The following is a 1,061-nucleotide window of genomic DNA, read 5'->3' on the forward strand; positions in this document are numbered from 1 at the left end:
CGTAGATTGTAAAATTAAGCTAGACAACTAAAAAAGTCATTTATGATACACTCTTACTATACTTCCACCACGAAGAATAGGAGTGATCATAAATGACCTACACCCATCTTACCACGGATGAATTAGTTATGATAGAAGCTTATTATCATCAAAATATTTCAGTTGCGATTATCGCTGAACGCTTAAAACGTTCGCGTCAACCCATTTATAACGTCATTAACTTTTTGAAGCAGGGTCACTCAGCGATCAATTACTACAAACGCTACAAGGAAAACAAAAGGCGATGCGGTAGACGTAAGATCTCCTTGCCTAAAAAAGAGCAGGAATACGTCAAGGAAAAGGTTTCCCTTGGATGGACGCCGGACGTTATTATTGGGCGTGCTGAACAGCCCATCAGTTGTTCAATGAGAACTTTATATCGTCGCTTTGAGGACGGTTACTTTGATAGAACAACGCTCCCTATGAAGGGCAAAAGAAAACCAAATGGACACAACGAACGACGTGGAAAGCAAGCTTTCAAACGACATATCTCTGAAAGAGATAAAGACTATCCTCTATTTAAAGATGAATTTGGTCACATTGAAGGTGACACAATCGTTGGTGCTCATCATAAAAGCGCAGTTATCACATTGGTGGAACGTCTATCTAAAGCTATCATCACTTTAAAGCCAGAAGGTAGAAAAGCAAGTGACATTGAAACAACGCTAACACAGTGGTTTCAATCTATTCCAAGAAATCTGTTTAAGTCTTTCACATTTGATAATGGGAAAGAATTTAGTAATTGGAAATCGTTGTCCAACCAACATGATGTCTCAATCTACTTTGCAGACCCAGGAACACCTTCACAACGTGGCTTAAATGAACAATCAAATGGCTTACTTCGAAAAGATGGTTTGCCAAAAGAAATGGACTTCAACGAAGTCGATCAGAACTTTGTGTCCGCAGTAGCTGACAAGAGAAATAAAATCCCTAGAAAATCACTAAATTATCGAACGCCTTTGGAAGTGTTTTTGAGTTACATCGATGAATCACATTTGTCTAGCTTAAATTGACAAATCAAA

General features: G+C 38.4%; 1 protein-coding gene. It reads left to right on the top strand.

Going from position 1 to position 1,061, the window contains the following annotated elements; genetic code table 11:
• Positions 1-92: 92 nt before the first annotated feature.
• Positions 93-1,052, top strand: a complete 960-nt coding sequence (locus KQI76_RS11630; protein ID WP_216400440.1) for an IS30 family transposase — start codon at positions 93-95, stop codon at positions 1,050-1,052.
• The last annotated feature ends 9 nt before the right edge of the window (positions 1,053-1,061 follow it).

The organism is Amphibacillus sp. MSJ-3, assembly GCF_018919165.1.
Lineage (GTDB): Bacteria > Bacillota > Bacilli > Bacillales > Amphibacillaceae > Amphibacillus.

What these genes read in the sequence shown, in the direction of transcription:
- KQI76_RS11630 (WP_216400440.1), top strand. Translation starts at nt 93, where the DNA reads ATGACCTACACCCATCTTACCACGGATGAATTAGTTATGATAGAAGCT.